Here is a 16,189-nt window from a genome sequence, read left to right on the forward strand (position 1 = left end):
TTTTCATGCTGCTAAAGGAGGGAGTCCCGTGGAGAAAACAAGCCGGGAAGAATTAGAAATTGTAATTGCCGCGCTGCAAGAGAAAATTATGGTCTTGGAAACGGAGTTAAACGAGTGCGGCGTATTGACTGTCGAGCAAGTTATTGAGCCGAAGGATTATCAGGAAATAAAAGCCCATGCCGGGAAGCTGGAACAAGAGGTTGAGGCCCTGCGATATATCCTGTCCTTTTCCGGTGTTCAGTCACTGGACATGCTGGCCGCAGATTTCCTTGCGATTTTACAGACTCGGCTAAAACAAATCGCTGTGGAATTTGAGAACTTTCCAGTGGGTTTGGAAGAACGGAATATATTGAAAAAAATTATTCACAGCCTGCACAGCGGCGCACGCCAACTTGATGAGTTGCTCAAGTAGGAGGTGCTTAATATGACATTGGCAGAGAAAATTCGCGGTTTGCGAGTAAAAAACGCCTACAGCATTTCCAAGCTTTCCCGGCACGTCGGCGTCGACCGGACAAGCATTTACCGGTGGGAGGAAGGAATAACGACGCCAACCCTGGCCAACCTCACACTGCTTGCGCAATTTTATGGGATCGACGTGCGGAAGCTTTTAGAAGATGATGAGCTAATCGATTTACGGCTGCTGGTTAAAAATCTTGAAGCACGTGTAGAAAAACTTGAGCGGAAAGGGGAGGAGCCATGAGCATCATCCGGGTAGAAAAGCAACGCAAATACACCTGTGTAAGCAATGTTCCCTTGCAGGATGCCCGCCTGTCCCTAAAGGCGCGCGGCCTTATTACCTACTGCTTGAGCCTGCCGGACAACTGGACGTACAGCGTCAGCGGGCTAGTGAAAGTGATCGGCAGTGAAGGAAAAAGCTCTATTCAGTCGGCGCTGCACGAATTAGAAGCTTGCGGTTATCTTGTGCGCAGGCGTTTGCACGATAATAACGGCAAATTTACCGGCACGGAATATGTCCTTTATGAAGAGCCACAAATACAGGCAGAACAACCATTCACCGAAAATCGGTCAACGGCTGTTTCCGAGAAAAATCAACCATTTACCGATTTTCCGTCAACGGGAAAACCGTCGACGGAAAAACCGCCGACGGAAAATCAGCCACTACAAAATACGTATCCTACAAAACAAGAGAAAAAGAAAATACACACACAACAAAGCGATGCCGGTGTGTTTTCTGGTGAAGAAAACAATGAACAAGAGGGAAAGGATGCGAGCGCAGATGTTCTACTGGAGCAGCTCGTAGAAATCGCGAACCGGTGCCGCATTCCAGAAGAAAGCATTGAAAAACTTCTCAAACGCTATCCGAGAGATAAGATCCGCGTTCAGCTTCTTTATCTGGAATCCCAAAAAGGCAAGGTGCATGACCCTGTTGCCTGGCTGTTTCAGGCATTGAAACAGGATTATGATACTCCACTTCCGAAGCCGAAGCCTGCAGTCGTTCAGCCTCCTCCACAACCGCCGCCGGAGGAGAGGGAGGAACAACCTCTTTCACCGGAATTTCAGGCAATGCTGGATAGAATACTTAAGCAAACGCCAGATAAAGCGAAAGCGGATAAAGAGAATAAGGAGGAAGACTGATGAACTTATTTCTCGTCAAGGGACGATTATTACGAATGATTGCCGATTATTACGCACTGGAAAAAATATATACCTTGGAGAGTGCTTTGCAGTATATGCAAGGGAAGCTCAATCAACCCCGCCTGGTTTTTAAGCTGCGCCAGGGAATTGTTCAACGAAAGGCCGACGTCGCTTTGGTTGGCGCCATGATTGCCCTGCTGCCTAAAGAAAAGAAAGAGTTTTTCCGCCTCCGCTATCAAAAAACCATGCCGCTGGTTTTTGTTGCACCTAAGCTCTATATTTCGCCTAAAGTCGCAGGCGCGTGGAATGCGGAAATCCTGGAACGGCTTTATGCTCTGCGGGAAGGTATAGTAGGGGATCTTATCCTGTCCCCGCAGGCACTCTGCGCAGTGGAAAGCTATCTCAATACCATTTCAGATTTTTTTCTGGCGGAGGGAGCGAAATATGCAGATCCCGTCTATATCAGGCAACTGGAAAACAGAAGGGATTCTCTTTACCAGTTGCGGCTATATATGGAGCAGTATTTGGAAAATGTGAATGCGCAAGAACGCCAGCTTTTACTTTGCTGGTGCAATGACCCGTGTCTCACCTATGTCGAGCTCGCCGGGCGGTTTTACGTGTCGGAATCGACAGCGGGAAGATATGTGCTGCGTTTTAAAGGCGCGATGTTTATTTTTTGGGAAGCATTGCGCAAGGAGAATGCAGGGGAAAAGCGTGATAGATTTTGCTGAATTTGTGTTCGCTTGGATATCACGGTAGAAATGCTTTAAGTAGCCTTGCCTTATGATTACCAGGATATTACAAATGCTGTATTGTAATGAGCTATTTAGTTTAACGCAAGGCTGGATACGTGGATTTGTTAGTAGATTTATATCTGAAAGAATTTGATAGAATAAATGCGTGGTTCTAAGAAAGTTTCAAAGGCTGTTTTAACTGTGATATTTTGGCAGGAATTTGGTAAATTTTGTAGAACAAATGACCAAGGTAAATGTTACAAAAAAACACTATATTTGGACGTATTCTGCTCAATCACACCCGTTATTAGTTGTTGACTTTCATGGGAGGAATCGGCATGAGAATTTCATCAATACATGTACAAAACTTTCGAAAGCTCTGGCAATGCCGGATAGATTTCAGCAGAGAAACTACGTTGTTTGTCGGAGCCAATAACAGTGGGAAGACGTCCGCTATGGATGCTCTGGGGAAATTTTTGGCAGGTCGCAACTTTGTATTTAATGACTTTACAATATTCAACCGCACAAAAATCAACGCAATTGGTGCGACATGGGCTGTGGCAGAGTGTGAAATGCCGGAAGATGTGGCAGAATGGGAAGACATTTTGCCGAAAATGGATATTTGGCTGGATGTGTCCCGTAAGGAAATCCACTATGTTTCCGGCATTATTCCGACATTAAAATGGCGTGGAGGCAAACTGGGAGTTCGATTAATATATCAGCCTAAAGAAGTGTCAAATCTTTTTACGGAATATAGAGAAGCATATTTTGCCGCCCGTAAAACCGAAGCTGCAAAACCTGGATTAGGCGCATCAATAAACCTATACCCCAAAGATTTGTGTGAGTTTCTGGAAAGAAAACTGGTAACGTATTTTTCTATTAAGTCATATGTCCTCAATCCTGCCCAATCTGAGGAGGAAATACCCCAGCCAACACCGTTTGGCATGGAGTGCTTTACGGACAATCCATTAAAAGGAATCATAAGGGTTGATATGATTGATGCACAGCGGGGATTTGCAGATCCAGATTCCTCTGATAGTGGAGAAAAAACCAGAAAACAGTTGTCTGCTCAGATGCGCAGCTATTACGACAAACACCTTGACCCAGAGAAGATGCCATCTCCTGAAGATTTGGAAATACTGGAAGTCACAGAAGTTGCAAAAAATGTCTTTGATAAAAATCTGGCAATAAAGTTCGGCCCGGCAATTGGGGAATTGGAGAGCTTAGGCTATCCGGGCGTGACCGATCCTAGAATTACGGTTGCGACCAAAGTCAGCACAAGTGAAACATTAAGACACGAATCTGCTGTGCAGTATGCCCTCAGCAAAAGTAATGAGGACATGAAACTCCCCGAGAAATATAACGGTCTTGGATACCAGAACCTGATTTCGATGGTTTTTGATCTTATGGGATTCCGTGACGGCTGGATGCGCATGGGCAAGGCTAAGCAGTCTCAAAATGGCGATGATGCCGTGATTGAACCGCTGCATCTGGTTTTGGTTGAAGAGCCCGAAGCACATCTGCACATGCAGGTGCAGCAGGTCTTTATTCGTAAAGCTTACTCTGTCCTACGGAATCGAGAGTTCCTCAAAAAGAACATTGACTTTGCCACTCAACTTATAATCAGCACACATTCTAGCCATATTGCCCGCGAGACAGACTTTGCGGATTTGCGTTACTTTAAGAGGTTGTCGGAATCTGCGGAGTGCGGTGTTGCAACGGCAAAAGTTATTAATCTCTCTGATGTTTTCGGCAAAGAAGATGCTACGGATAAATTCGTGACACGATACCTGCAGACAACACACTGCGATCTGTTTTTCGCTGATGCAGCCATTTTGGTAGAGGGTTCTGCTGAAAGCATGTTGGTGCCGCATTTTATCCGCAACAAGTACCCTGAATTGCACCAGAGGTACATTTCCATACTCAGCATTAATGGCCGGCATTCGCATCGCCTAAGCCCGCTGATTGAAAAACTGTGTCTGCCTACGCTTATCATCGCCGATCTAGATTCAGTTGAGTTGGACGGTCATCATAAGTCTGCCAGACCTGAGCGGAAGAAGAACTTAATCAGTGGGAATTATGCTGTTACAGGTTGGATAGTTAAGGAGAAAGATTTAGACAAGCTCCTTGATCTGCCAGCAGAGCAAAAAGTGATAAATAATGAAACCTCTTATGAGCATCCCATCCGCATTGCCTACCAAACTCCTGTAACAATCGAATATAACGGCAAGAAAACGGAGGCATTGTCCGGAACCTTTGAAGACTGCATGGTATACACCAATTATGAATTATTAAAGGATATTAAAGTGGATGACACGGGTAGTCTGGTTGAAAAGGTGAATGCTGCGATTAGTGCAGAAAAATCGTTTAGCGAACTCCATAAGGAAATATTCCGTCTGTTGCGGGAGGGCAAGTCGGATCAGAAGGCGGAATTTGCACTTGACTTGATTTATATCATTGATCCAAGTGAGCTTATTGTTCCAGCCTATATTGCAGAGGGACTGGAGTGGCTGCAAAATCTGCTGCATCCGGAGGAATCTCATGATGATGGAAATGAAAAATGAGAAAACACAGCTACCAGATGATCATGTGGACGATCACGTAGATAAAGAGCTAAAGCAGTGCTTTTCTGAGGATAATCCCAAAAGCTTCTTTATGTTTGCTGGGGCTGGCTCCGGCAAAACCAGAAGCTTGATTAATGCGCTCTCATTTTTAGATAATGAGATGGGGAAAAACCTGTCTGCACATGCAAAGCAGATTGCCGTCATAACCTACACCAATGCCGCCTGTGATGAAATAATGAGGAGGCTTCAATATAAACCGATATTTGCGGTTTCAACGATACACAGCTTTCTATGGGAGCTTATCAAAAGCTATCAGGCAGATATAAAAGAGTGGGTTGCACAATCAATTCGAGAGGACATCGCAGATCTCCAGGACAAGCAGAACAGGGGGCGAGGAGGCAATGCCGCAGAGAAAAGGGCTGAAGATATCAAACGCAAAACCGAGCGTCTGGCCAGAATCAATACAGTAAAGAAGTTTTCATATAATCCGAATGGAGAAAACGTTGGGTATGATTCTCTGAGCCATAGTGAAGTCATAAAAATGGGATCAGAGTTTATTTCCGAAGAAGAAACCATGCAGGAAATTCTCGTGGGGAAATACCCCATCCTGCTGATCGATGAAAGTCAGGACACCAAAAAAGAGCTTGTTGATGCCCTGTTTACAGTTTATGAAAAGCATGGAGATAGCTTTATAGTCGGTATGTTTGGCGATACCATGCAAAAAATCTATATGGATGGAAAAGAAAATCTGTCAGAGTGTATCCCGAGGGATTGGGTGCAGCCGGCAAAAGTAATGAACCACCGCAGTGCTAAGCGGATTGTGGAATTAGCTAATGTCGTTAGGAGTACAATTGACAAACAGCACCAGCGGCCTCGCTCTGATGCGGAGACTGGCATGGTTCGTTTGTTTATAGTGTCTTCTTCATCAAGCAAAGAAGATATTGAGAGGCAAGCCGCTGAAATTATGGCAAAGGAAACAGGCGATAAGGACTGGCGTAATGAATCAGGCTATAAGAGCCTGATATTGGAGCATCACATGGCAGGGAACCGGCTTGGATTTCTCAATTTATATGAGCCGCTTAATGATTCGGGAGTTTTTGACACTTCTTTGCGCGATGGATCAATAGCGGAGTTATCTCTATTGTCCAATATCGTATCTCCGCTTGTTGAAGCATATCAAAAAGGTGATGATTTTGAAGTATCAAAGATTGTGAGACGGCATTCCCCGCTTCTTGACAAAAAAGCTTTTACTGATAAAACTGACCAGACTGATTTGTTGCGGGAAGCCGAAGCGGCAGTTGAGGATATGATAAGCCTTTGGAAAGATGGCACTACGCCATCTTGTTTGGATATATTAAAATCAATCCAGAAAACAAAACTGTTCAAGCTGGAGAGCCGAGCACGTGATGTCCTGGACGATTCTGCTGAAAATTCGGATGATAAAAAGGTCGCAGCACTAAGAAGGTCTTTGAAGGTATCTTTCAAAGAATTGCAGAGATATTCGGCATATGTGACTGATAACACTAGGTTTGCAACGCATCAAGGTGTCAAAGGATTGGAATTTCCACGGGTTATGGTGATTATGGATGATGCTGGTTCAAAGGGATTTTTGTTCAGCTATGAAAAGCTATTTGGCGCAAAAGCTAAAACGAAAACAGACATTGAAAATGAGCTTGAGGGCAAGGATACAAGCATCATGCGAACGACGCGGCTTTTCTATGTTGCGTGTACGCGGGCTCAGAGGAGTTTAGCAGTTATTGCTTATACAGAAGATCAAGATGCAGTAAAGAAAACTTCAATTGCAAATAAGTGGTTTTCTGAGGAAGAGGTCGTCTTGTTATAGAGTTCCTGCGTTGATGTAGTGTAGTGAGATTTTAAGATGGAAGTGGGAATTGCGCGATGGCATTATCTGGATGACGTACGAAGGCCTCCTCAAAGGCTTTTTACCATAAGCATAAAGGGAAATAGCAGGGGGATAAAGTATCCAATGAATTATCTGATACTCCTTGGCAGCTCCGGAAATCGGCATCCATATCGCCCGTTAGCATTTTATTAAACAGGTACTCATTATAAGAAAAAGTGAGAAATCTTTTTTCTTGCATTATCACAGAGATATTTCAAAGGTTTTGCGATATTTTCGCAGAGCCTTTTTTGTTGTTTCATAGCAGCTTTACAACAGCCGTACAACAACGCAGTGCAAAAGCTGTATTTTTTTGAAAGCATCGTCCAAAGAAACATGCAGGAAAAGGGTGCGCTGGCCTCTGCTGCTTTTTATTAAGCTGAAGCAGAAAGGAGGGTGCGCATGCGAAAACTGTCCCGCCGAAAATGCGTTTTGACACTATTCTTCTGGCTGGTGTTGGCATTGCCGTTTCTGTTCCGGCAGCAGATGCCGGGGCTGTTTATCCGTAATGATACGGAATCTATGCCACTGGGCTTCTACGTCATCTTACCGGACCGGCCCATAAAAGCTGGAGATATCGTTGTCTTTACGCCGCCGCAGGAACTTTGGCAGCTGGCCAATGACCGCGGCTGGACGGCGGGGGAACGTTACTGGCTCAAAGAAGTGGCAGCGGTCGAAGGCGATAAGTACACCATTACCGACACCGGGATTTACATTAACGGCCGGTATGCTGGCCCGGTTGCCTCTGTAGACCGGCAAGGGCAGCCTTTGCCGCAACTTCGCGGTACTTTTCAAGTAAAACCAGGGCAGTTTCTTCCATTGGCCACGTACCGGCCCAGTTCCTTTGACGGCCGTTATTTCGGAGAACTGCCGCTCACCACAGTTTATAAGCATGTGTATCCTCTTTTCACAATGAAACTTTTGGAGGTGTTTTATTGATGGACAAGAGGGAAAGGAGAGGCACAAGGCAGGGAGGGCGCAGTTCATGAAGATCGGGGAATTTTTTTCCGGACCGAAGCAGTATGCCAACAGTTCCACGCCCAAAACGCCGTTTGATCAGGCGAAAGAAGAATGGGACAGGCGCGAAGGCCATATCGTTGTGCAAAACTATAACCTGCGTCGCTTGCTGCTTCTGTCGTGGCTGGTCCTTCTGGTGATTTCTGCAGGGCTTGTGGTGCAATCGTTAAAATCAAGCGTAGTTCCGTATGTTGTTGAGGTGGATAGTACAACCGGCGTGGTGAAAAATGCCGGATTGGCCGAAGCGAAGGAGTACACGCCGCAGGCAGCGGAAATGAAATACTTTCTCTCGCAGTTTATTCGTAATATCCGCTCCATCCCGCTTGATCCGGTCGTCTACAAGAAAAACATGGAGGCGGCGTATGGATTTTTGACCAAGCAGGCGGCAAACAAAATGAACGTACAACTGCAAAACGAAAATCCGCTGGAACGTTTCGGGAAAGAAACCGTGCAAGTGAGGATCGGGAGCATGCTGGAAATGACGGACGGCAGTTCGTCGTATCAGATCCGGTGGACGGAAGATCATTATGATATTGCTTCCGGGAAAAAGACAAGCATTCCGATGAGCGGTATTTTCACCATTCGTCTGCAGCCGCCGAAACAGCAACAGGATCTGGAAATTAATCCGTTGGGCATTTTCATTGCCGACTTCAATTGGACCCAAGAAAGCGTGAAAGGAGAATAAGGGATGAAGCTTAAAGGTCGTCAGCTTGCTATGATTTTCAGTCTGCTGTTGTCTTTTCAAAGCACAATGGCAGTTGCCCGTGCGGAGGCTATAGAGATTCCCCCGGCGCCGCCCATGTTTTCCTACGGGGAGTTTTATGATGCCGCCGATACGAAGGATAAAACCAAGAAGATATTCTCCTATAATCCGGAAAGCGTCTATACCGTCTATTGCCGCCCCGGTTATTTGACGGATATCGCGCTCTATCCCGGTGATCAAGTGCTATATATCGCGGCGGGCGATACGGCGCAGTGGATGGTAGATTCGAGTACCGCGCAGGACACGCCGCATATCTACGTGAAACCGCTCAAGACGGATGCCCAAACGAATTTGATTGTCAATACAGACCGGCATAGGTATCACGTGCTGCTTATGGCGGTGGACTGGTATAATCCGATTATCATCTGGGAGTATCGTACCGAGGAAGAAATCGCCCAATATGAGGCCGACAACCGTGCGCAGAAGCAACTGCCGCTGCCTCGGAATTCCAAATCCCGCTATGAGGTTCGGGTACAGGGGAAAGCGACGCCCGGATGGCTGCCGCGCGACGTATGGGACGATGGCAAGAATACCTATATCCACCTCGGCGATACTCAAAAGGAACTTCCCATTCTGTTCGCACTCCAGGAAAAAGGCCGGACCGCTCCGGTACAGTATAAGCGCGAAGGCGAATATTTCATTGTGAACGGCATCCTGGACCGGGCGCGGCTGCAGAGCGCGCAGGGCGAAAAAGTGGATATTGTACGGCAGGGGAACCGGAAAGGCGGTGCATCCTGATATGCTGGAAAAAATTCAGGAAGGTATAAAGCAATTACGGGCGGGGCGAAAACGGGAAACGCCGCCTGGGACGACAGCCGCGAAAGAAGCGGAGGTAACCACGAAGTTAGAAACGGCAAAGAGCCGCACGGTCAATAAAAAGAAAGTGTACCTGCTTTGCATTTTGCTGCTGATTTCGTTTATCGGCTCCTTCTTTGCCTTTTCCAAGGACGTCGCCAAGCCAAAGAAAAAATCGGTCGAGACAGCGGACACAAAACTTGCGGTGCCGCAGTTGTCCGACGATTACAGCGACCTTTCGCGGCTGGCGCAAAAAGACGTGAAACCGAAGGTGCCAACGGGGAACGGAACGTCTGCTTCCGGCAGGCAGCAAGCGCTGACGGGAATGCAAGATGAACCGCCGGCAAGGACGGTATATCAGACAGCCGACCCGGGAATCAGGCCGACTTTACCGGGCGATCTTCGGGCGAGGGAAACGGAGGAAAGGAACACGGCGGAGCGGGCGCAGAGTTTGCGGGAAAAAGTATGGAGCTCGGCGATCGCTTTTGCGGTCAAGAAGGAGGGGCAGGAGGGCGGCGCTGCGGAACAGCGCGCAAATACCTACCAGTCGGCACGGAAAAACACGCTTGCCCCGGGCACAATGCTGCCGGCCATGCTGATCAGCGGCATTAATTCCGATAATGGCGGGCAGGTTACGGCGCAGCTTACCGCCGACGTCTATGATTCTCTTTATGGCGATACGCTGCTAATCCCAATGGGAACGCGGCTTGTGGGCGCCTATGAGGGCGGGGCCAAGCTGGGCGAGGCCCGGGTTAATATCCGCTGGAGCCGTATGCTGCTGCCCAACGGAGCCTCGTACAAAATGGGTGATACCCTCGTAACCGCAGGCATGGACGGCTATCCGGGCATTCTGGGCAAAGTGGATAACCACGACGACAAGGTTGTCTCGGCTGGGCTGGTGACAACGGCGCTTGGCGCTCTTGGCTCGATTGCCGCCGGCAATACGTCATCCAGCGGGGACGGCTACAGCGCTTCGAATCTGGCAGCACAGGGGGCCGCCAGCAATTTGCTCAATGTGGCAGGCAAGCTCATGGAGCAAAAAATGGGCCGCATGCCGACGATCACCGCTGAGCCGGGGACCGCCTTTTTCTTGCGCGTTGCCGATAATTTGTCGCTTCGCCCGTATGACGACTAAGCAATGGACGAGCAAAAGAAAAGGCGTATCCTGATCCTCCTGGGTACGGTCGGATTGGTTATGCTGGTGGTTTGCTGGCTGACAACACAGTGGTTCGCCAGGCGCTGCGACTATGATCCGCTGTTAGGCTGGGCGTTTCCCGTCAGCGACGGCACGAAGCTCTATTTCCCTTGGGATATTTTCATTTGGCGCTGGAAATTTTCAGCCGTGGTGCCGCATTTATCGGCCCTGGCCGGAAAATATCTGCTGCTTGGTCTGTTGGGCGGAGTCGGTCTGAGTTTTTACATCGAAACAAAGCTTAGACCGCTCGATTCGCATGGAAGCGCCGACTGGGCCGACCGCAGCGACGTCAAGAAAAGCGGCCTCTGCGTAAAAGAAGGCGTTATTTTAGGCCGCAATCCCTATACCAAGAAATTTCTGTTTCACGACGGGCCGGAACATATTCTGCTGCTGGCGCCAACGCGCAGCGGCAAGGGCGTCGGCGTGATTATCCCGACATGCCTTGTCTGGAAACATTCGATGCTGGTCACGGACGTAAAGGCGGAAAACTGGAATTTTGCCGCCCCGTACCGCCGGAAAATGCTCAAGAACCGGGTCATTAAGTTTGAACCCTGCTGCATTGACGGGACCGGCGCCAGGTGGAACCCCCTCGTCGAAATCCGGTATCGGACCGTGCGGGAATTCGGCGACGTGCAAATCATCGCCGACATGCTCGCCAATCCCGACGGCAAGGACATTAGCGGCGACGGCGCGCACTGGGTCATTACGGCTTCCTCGCTCATGCGCACCGTGATCATGCATCTGATGTACAAAAAGCATCAGGAAGGAAAACTGCCGCCAACGATGATGGAAGTTGCCACCTTTTTGTCTTTGCCCCACAAAGCCATTATTGCGGAAATGAAAGTCTATCCCCATATTGCGCCGGAAGAATTCTTGAGCGATACCAACATTCTCGATGAAATCTACAGCCTGCCGGACACGCAGTACATTGACATCGGCAACTGGAAACGAGAGGTGGCGGACCGTTTAGAAGACCAAGCGGAGAAACAGGCCGTCGAAGCGCTGAAAACACTGCAAGACGTACGTGCCTATATGAAAGAACGTTATAGCGAAAATCCGGATATTTTCACGCAGATGCCTTATGCGGAGCTTTTAGTCCATCCCAAGGTGCTGGAGGGCGCGCGGGAGATGGGGAACCGCGAGGAAAAGGAGGAATCCAGCGTTCTCTCATCAGCAGTCAAGGCGTTTTTGCTGTACCGCAATCCTGTTATCGCCAAAAATACCGGTGCCAGTGATTTTAAGATTGCTGACCTGCTCCGGCCGGATTACCCGGTATCGGTCTTTCTCGTTACGGCGCCGGGCGATCTGGACACGATCAAACCCTTGTTTCGTTTATTTATGAACTTCGTCATTAAGCGAAACGTAGAACACATGGATTTTGGCAACAAGCAGAAACAGCGCTGCCTGCTCTTGTTTGACGAATTTCCCCAGTTCGGGCGCATGGATTCAGTGGAACTGGGTCTGGCGGTCATGGCCGGGTATGGCTTAAAAGCGCTGCTTATCGCCCAGGACATCCACCAACTGGATAAAGCCTATACGAAGGATAATTCCATCATCGCCAATTGCCATGTGCGGGTTTTTTTCACTCCGAACGAGGATGGAACGGCGGAAATGCTCAGTAGATCCCTGGGGAAAAAGACTATCCGCGTCGACAGTAAAAACAGCGGTCAGGGAATTGGCACGGCGTCGTATACGACTTCGGAAACCGGGCGAGAATTGATGACGCCCGATGAAGTCAAGCGGCTACCCAAAGAACAGGAGCTTGTTTTTGTCGCGCAAAACCGGCCAATTTTGGCCGACAAGCTCTTTTATTTCAAAGAAAAATTCTTCATGAAAAAGATCCAAAGCTGCGGGCAGGCGCAGGCACTTAACCTGCGTTCGGATACGGCGAGCGTCGTTCGTTCGTATGAGGACCTTCTGCCGCCGGGCATGCAGGTTCCGACCGCCGATAACGCCGTAGCAAGGCAGGAGGAACTGGCCGAGCTTGAAGGCAAACAACACCAGCTTGCCGAATGGCTGGACGCCTCCTATGCAGCCATAAAAATGCTCGATGACATTGCTGCCGGTGAAATAGCAGGAAAAGAAATCGTGCCGGCGGCAGCCAGGGAGGAGTTTCGATTTATAGAGTAGACAGGGAGGAACGCTTATTGACTAAACAAAGCCGCACGGAAGAAACCTTGTATTATCTTTTGGGCGACGACATCCGCGCTTACCTCGCCGATGATAATATTACGGAAGTGTATCTTAATTCCAATTCCGATGAGATTTGGATCGACACCAAGGATCGCGGCAGAGTGGCCACGGGAAAAATGATGGATGCACAGACGGCGGCCAATGTCATTTATACGATTGCAGACCTTACCGGGAAAATCTGTAATGATACGAACGAGACGCTTGCCGCTGAGTTTCAGGGCATTCGCTTTCAGGGGCTGTTGCCGCGTGTTGTTGAGAAACCCGCCTTTAATATGCGCAAGCACTGTGCTGGGGCTCTGTCCTTGGAGGACTATGTAACAAGCGGAATCATGACTGAGCGGCAGCAACAAGTGCTGATTGACGCAATCTACTCCCGCAAAAACATCCTGGCGGCCGGCGGCACAAAGTCCGGCAAAACCACCTTTTTGAACGCCGTTTTAGCCGAAATCGCCAAGACCAGTGACCGGGTTGTCCTGCTGGAAGATACCAAGGAACTGCAATGCGCGGCACCGGATATGGACAGACTGCTTACGACAGAAAACAAGACGCTGGAGGACCTTTTACGCGATACCCTGCGCCTTACGCCGGAACGGATTATCGTCGGCGAGGTGCGCGGCGCGGAAGCACTTATCTTACTGGATGCCTGGAGTACCGGCCATAAAGGCGGGGCGTCAACCATCCATTCCAACAGCGCACGGCAGACGCTGCGCCGCCTGGAGGAGCTTACGGCCCGGGCGGAGGCCCGAGCGCACCAGTATATGATCGGCGAAGCCATCGACATTATCGTGTATCTGCGCTATAGCGGGTTGAAGCGGAGCGTGGAACAGATTTTGGCGGTGGATGGGTGGGATGCCAATAAAGAAGAATATTTGGTCCGGGAACTTTAAAGGCAAGGTGGTCAATTTGACCACCTTGCAACTGAGAAGTGGATAGCGTGGACAGGCTAATGCGAATTGAACGGAATACGGTATTTTGGAATGGGGGTTTATTGTGGATGAAAAACTAAGAGATAGAATTATGCAAGCGTATGGACAGGCGCAAATATTGGTTGTTGACGATGCTACTTTTGCTCGACTTATCATCACCAGAGAGTTGACCGATATGGGGTTTGACGGAAGGCAAATTCATCAAGCCGGCAGTGGCGAAGCGGCCCTGGAAAAGATAAAAGAAAAATTATTTGATCTAGTCATTTTAGATATTACAATGAAGGGTGTGGATGGCATTGCTGTGCTGAAAGCAGTGAGGCGAGCCCAGCCTGCGACCAAAATCATCATGTGCAGCTGCAGGAATTCGGAGGATATCATTAAAACCTGTGTCCGTTTCGGCATTGACGCATTCATCGTAAAACCTTGTACTTTGGAAATCCTGCAAAAAGCTCTGCACCGTATTGCGGTTGGCAGCGCCCAGGAAGATGCAATGAACTGGCACGCCCATTGTCATGTTTGCGATCAAAAAATGATTGAAGTCAATGCAAAGGACATGGTCAGCTTTTATTGCCCGAAGAATTGTATGAAACTGGGGCCATGGCCGACTGTATTAGTTAATCAAAACGAACTGGATCGAGTCTATGGGAAAGCAAAAAGGATAGGTTTCCTGCATTTGGGAAATGAAGGTATCAAAGCCGACGTATCAGTGCTGAAGCTGTGAAAATATCTTGAAGTAACTCCTTATTGGGGCTGGAGGTAACAGTCCCATTTTTATGCGTATGATGAAATGCGGAAAAATACATTCTAACCCCTTTTTAACATATTTATGTTAGAATTAGTGTGGTAGTATTAGTTCATGGAGAAGAAGGGAGTGAATGTGCAACCAATGAAAAACTTGTTGGTCGGCGAGAAACTTATTCAAAAATCTGGTTTTAATTTTATCAGAAATTACCCAGCTTTCCCCCTGTGCCATCTTCAAGATGGACGTATTTGTGGGAGCCTTACTCTATCAAAGGAACATATTGTCAACCTATTTGAATATTACGAACATCCAATGCCCCGTAAAATAATAACCGCAATTTTCGGCGAAACGGCACCCGACAAGTTGAATCCATATACCCTATTTGCCTCCATAGACAGTAATAATCCTCAACAAGTGGTGCAATGGTTTACCCATTTTGGAGCTCCGGATGGCAACGTTCGGTTTGATGCTCAAGCGGAATGCTATTATCCCCTTGATGTTTTTGCAAAACACGTCAAGGAAATGAATAATGTGCTTACTGTTATCGAAGCCCTGCAATCTGGCGCGAAAAGCATCGATGCGATCATGACTGATATTGTTAAACAATATAATGGGTATATACCAGGGTCTATCTGTGGCTATAAGGAAATAACCGAAGGTGTTAGTGATCAGATAAAAGATTTGTTCAGCAAAGTTAACATATTTGATTTGTCGCCTTCTTACTTGGGTCGGGAATATGTTGATGCCTTGTTTCAACATTACCTTTCTGACATTTGCCCATGTATTATGTGGCGGGATAAGGCAAATGGCAATCAGCCGAGTTTGGCATGGACATCGGGGCCAATGATATCACAACTTTATTTCATGCTTGCTCTTGATATCACAGCCGGAAAAATGCCCCGTAAATGCATGAATGATAAATGTCACAGATACTTCACTCCCGCCAGAAGTAGTACACGGTATTGTTCCGACATCTGCAAGGAAAGAGCAAAACAACACAGGCATTATAAAAAGCTTAAGAACGAGCAGGCTTGTGAATAAAGATGAAATGCGGAAAAAGGGTGGCGCGCAGCCGCCTTTTTTTTATTATGCTCGAAGCGGAACCGGAATGGAATTTCGAGGAGGCGAGTTGAGTGAACGTAATGAAAGGCCGAAAGAAAAACGCAGGAAGGAGTGGCCGGTATCTATTCTTGGTGGCGGTAGCGGCAGGGATTTTTCTTTTACATGGCACCGGCATGGCAACCGATGCGGGCAGTATGAAACTGCCATATAAGACGGCATTGGCCACGATGTACACGGAGCTCACGGGCACGGTTCCGCTGATTGGCGGGACGATTGCCATTGCGGTTGGCGGCGCCATGTACATGCTTGGCGAAGGACAAATGACGCGCACGGCTATGCGCATTTGCATCGGCACGGGCATCGCCCTCTTGGCGCCGCAGGTTATCCAGGTCTTTGCGCCGGACGTATCGGCCGGAGTTTTATTTTGATGGCGCAGAAAGCGGAGGGGGGCACGCTCGCCGTCCAGCCGCTGTTTCGCGCCCTTACTGGACAACTGCTGGTTGCAGGAGCGCCGCGCGGCATGATTGTTCTCAATATGTGCCTTGCCGCCATTTTTCTCATGGCGTTGCATATTCCCTGGATTGTGCCGGTCAATCTGCTGATTCATCTATCTGCGGTATATTTGACCAAAGAAGATGAACAATTCTTCGATATTTTACGGCGTTATCTGCACAAGAAATCTTACTACGGTGTATGAGGAGG

At 48.2% G+C, this 16,189-nt stretch carries 16 protein-coding genes; all 16 read left to right on the plus strand.

Annotated features, from left to right (window positions below; translation table 11 throughout):
* The first annotated feature begins 28 nt into the window (after positions 1 to 28).
* Positions 29 to 412 (plus strand): hypothetical protein, encoded by a 384-nt coding sequence (locus LUCIF_RS18995; RefSeq protein WP_122629440.1) that lies wholly within the window; start codon positions 29 to 31, stop codon positions 410 to 412.
* A gap of 12 nt (positions 413 to 424) precedes the next feature.
* Positions 425 to 700: a helix-turn-helix domain-containing protein gene (locus LUCIF_RS19000; RefSeq protein ID WP_122629441.1), complete on the plus strand. Its 276-nt coding sequence runs from the start codon at positions 425 to 427 to the stop codon at positions 698 to 700.
* A complete protein-coding gene (locus tag LUCIF_RS19005) occupies positions 697 to 1,596 on the plus strand; it encodes a helix-turn-helix domain-containing protein (RefSeq protein ID WP_122629442.1) in 900 nt (299 codons plus the stop codon). The genes LUCIF_RS19000 and LUCIF_RS19005 overlap by 4 nt, the downstream gene beginning before the upstream one ends.
* Complete coding sequence (locus LUCIF_RS19010) at positions 1,596 to 2,327, plus strand: hypothetical protein (protein ID WP_122629443.1); 732 nt, start codon at positions 1,596 to 1,598, stop codon at positions 2,325 to 2,327. The genes LUCIF_RS19005 and LUCIF_RS19010 overlap by 1 nt, the downstream gene beginning before the upstream one ends.
* 341 nt (positions 2,328 to 2,668) lie before the next feature.
* Positions 2,669 to 4,894 carry an ATP-dependent endonuclease gene (locus LUCIF_RS19015; RefSeq protein WP_122629444.1) on the plus strand — a complete coding sequence of 742 codons (2,226 nt, stop codon included), beginning with the start codon at positions 2,669 to 2,671 and terminating at the stop codon, positions 4,892 to 4,894.
* Positions 4,872 to 6,737, plus strand: coding sequence for a UvrD-helicase domain-containing protein (locus LUCIF_RS19020; RefSeq protein WP_207858066.1), 1,866 nt, complete (start codon positions 4,872 to 4,874; stop codon positions 6,735 to 6,737). Before LUCIF_RS19015 ends, LUCIF_RS19020 begins: the two co-directional genes overlap by 23 nt.
* A 459-nt stretch (positions 6,738 to 7,196) precedes the next feature.
* A complete protein-coding gene (locus LUCIF_RS19025; RefSeq protein WP_122629445.1) occupies positions 7,197 to 7,733 on the plus strand; it encodes a S26 family signal peptidase in 537 nt (178 codons plus the stop codon).
* Positions 7,734 to 7,779: 46 nt separating this feature from the next.
* The gene (gene trbF / locus LUCIF_RS19030; RefSeq protein ID WP_122629446.1) at positions 7,780 to 8,496 is read left to right on the plus strand and encodes a conjugal transfer protein TrbF; all 717 of its coding nucleotides are present in this window, start codon (positions 7,780 to 7,782) and stop codon (positions 8,494 to 8,496) included.
* Positions 8,497 to 8,499: 3 nt separating this feature from the next.
* The gene (locus LUCIF_RS19035) at positions 8,500 to 9,312 is read left to right on the plus strand and encodes a TrbG/VirB9 family P-type conjugative transfer protein (protein ID WP_122629447.1); all 813 of its coding nucleotides are present in this window, start codon (positions 8,500 to 8,502) and stop codon (positions 9,310 to 9,312) included.
* A 1-nt stretch (position 9,313) separates the two neighbouring features.
* Positions 9,314 to 10,504: a TraB/TrbI/VirB10 family type IV secretion system protein gene (locus tag LUCIF_RS19040; RefSeq protein ID WP_122629448.1), complete on the plus strand. Its 1,191-nt coding sequence runs from the start codon at positions 9,314 to 9,316 to the stop codon at positions 10,502 to 10,504.
* A gap of 3 nt (positions 10,505 to 10,507) precedes the next feature.
* Complete coding sequence (locus LUCIF_RS19045) at positions 10,508 to 12,694, plus strand: type IV secretory system conjugative DNA transfer family protein (RefSeq protein WP_122629449.1); 2,187 nt, start codon at positions 10,508 to 10,510, stop codon at positions 12,692 to 12,694.
* Between the two features lie 17 nt (positions 12,695 to 12,711).
* Complete coding sequence (locus tag LUCIF_RS19050; protein ID WP_122629450.1) at positions 12,712 to 13,644, plus strand: ATPase, T2SS/T4P/T4SS family; 933 nt, start codon at positions 12,712 to 12,714, stop codon at positions 13,642 to 13,644.
* Between the two features lie 103 nt (positions 13,645 to 13,747).
* Positions 13,748 to 14,404, plus strand: a complete 657-nt coding sequence (locus LUCIF_RS19055) for a response regulator transcription factor (protein ID WP_122629451.1) — start codon at positions 13,748 to 13,750, stop codon at positions 14,402 to 14,404.
* 165 nt (positions 14,405 to 14,569) lie between these two features.
* On the plus strand, positions 14,570 to 15,466 hold the full coding sequence (locus tag LUCIF_RS19060; protein ID WP_165866075.1) for a hypothetical protein: 897 nt from the start codon (positions 14,570 to 14,572) through the stop codon (positions 15,464 to 15,466).
* A gap of 101 nt (positions 15,467 to 15,567) precedes the next feature.
* The gene (locus tag LUCIF_RS19065) at positions 15,568 to 15,915 is read left to right on the plus strand and encodes a TrbC/VirB2 family protein (RefSeq protein WP_243638765.1); all 348 of its coding nucleotides are present in this window, start codon (positions 15,568 to 15,570) and stop codon (positions 15,913 to 15,915) included.
* Positions 15,915 to 16,184: a VirB3 family type IV secretion system protein gene (locus tag LUCIF_RS19070; RefSeq protein ID WP_122629454.1), complete on the plus strand. Its 270-nt coding sequence runs from the start codon at positions 15,915 to 15,917 to the stop codon at positions 16,182 to 16,184. The genes LUCIF_RS19065 and LUCIF_RS19070 overlap by 1 nt, the downstream gene beginning before the upstream one ends.
* Positions 16,185 to 16,189: the final 5 nt, after the last annotated feature.

It is taken from the genome of Allolucifera butyrica (assembly GCF_900476375.1).
Taxonomy (GTDB): domain Bacteria; phylum Bacillota; class Negativicutes; order Sporomusales; family UPPP01; genus Lucifera; species Lucifera butyrica.